1 protein-coding gene is annotated in these 1,430 nt (G+C 67.8%); it reads left to right on the forward strand.

Annotation, left to right across the window (positions count from 1 at the left end):
• Nucleotides 1–135 precede the first annotated feature (135 nt).
• Nucleotides 136–1,374, forward strand: a complete 1,239-nt coding sequence (locus ADK57_RS11930) for an IS256 family transposase (RefSeq protein WP_053749377.1) — start codon at nt 136–138, stop codon at nt 1,372–1,374.
• Nucleotides 1,375–1,430: the final 56 nt, after the last annotated feature.

A 1,430-nucleotide genomic window follows, 5' to 3' on the forward strand; every position in this document is an offset into this window, starting at 1 on the left:
GGTTGCGTCCAGGGAAGTGGTGTACGGGTTCGACCTGATCCGGGGGTTTGCTCCGGCATTGGGGATGGTGCCCGCATAGATGAACGGCCACCGGCTGATCTTCGAAGTGTCGAAGCCTCGAAGGAGATCAGCACGATGACCGCACCAGACAGTCTGCCCCTGCACGCCCTCGCCGAAGACAACCTCGCCGCGGCGAGTCCCGATCTGCTGCGCGCGATGGTCAAAACGTTCGCCGACGCGCTCATGTCCGCGGAGGCCGATGCCCTCTGCAATGCCGAATACGGGCAGGTCAGCGACGAACGCGTCAACCACCGCAACGGCTATCGCCCGCGCGAGTGGGACACCAGGGCCGGCACCGTCGAACTGGCCATCCCCAAGCTCAGGACCGGCAGTTACTTCCCGCACTGGCTGCTGGAGCGGCGCCGCCGGGCCGAACAGGCCCTGATCTCGGTGGTCGCCACCGCCTACCTGCTCGGTGTCAGCACGCGCCGGGTCGAGAAGCTCGCCGAGTCCCTCGGCGTCACCCAGCTGTCGAAGTCCCAGGTCAGCACGATGGCCAAGCACCTGGACGAGCAGGTCGCCGCGTTCCGCAACCGCCCCTTGGACCAAGGGCCCTACGCCTTCGTCTGGGTCGACGCGCTCACCCAGAAGGTCCGCGAGGGCGGCCGCATCATCAACGTCCACGCACTGATCGCGGTCGGCGTCAACGCCGACGGCCACCGCGAGATCCTCGGCATCGACGTGGCCACCGCCGAGGACGGCGCCGGCTGGCTCGCCTTCCTGCGCTCCCTGATCGCCCGCGGCCTGTCCGGCGTCCAACTCGTCGTCTCCGACGCGCACATCGGACTGGTCAACGCGATCGGCGCCACCCTGCCCGGCGCGAGCTGGCAGCGCTGCCGCACCCACTACGCCCGCGCACTGCTGAGCCAGGTGCCCAAGTCGGCCCAGCCGTGGGTGGCCACCCTGCTGCGGACAGTCTTCGAACAGCCCGACACCGACGCCGTCCAGGCCCAGATGCGCCACGTCCTGGACGCCCTGGAGGCCAAGTTCCCCAAAGCAGCAGCCCACTTGGACGCCGCACAGGGCGACGTTCTGGCGTTCACCGCATTCCCGCGCGAGATCTGGCGGCAGATCTGGTCGAACAACCCGCAGGAACGACTCAACAAGGAGATCAGGCGTCGCACGGACGTGGTCGGCATCTTCCCCGACCGCACCGCTCTGATCCGCCTGGTCGGCGCGGTGCTGGCCGAGCAGAACGACGAATGGACCGAAGCCCGCCGCTACATGGGACTCGACCTCCTGGCCAAGGCCCGCCTCCACCCGATCGAGTCACAAACCGACGAGACCATCGTCCCGACCGAACTCACCGCCTAGCCTCAAAGAAGAGATCACCGAGTGGCCGTCAATACACCACTCCCGCGGACGTGACC

This window comes from Streptomyces sp. MMG1533, assembly GCF_001279775.1.
GTDB lineage: Bacteria > Actinomycetota > Actinomycetes > Streptomycetales > Streptomycetaceae > Streptomyces.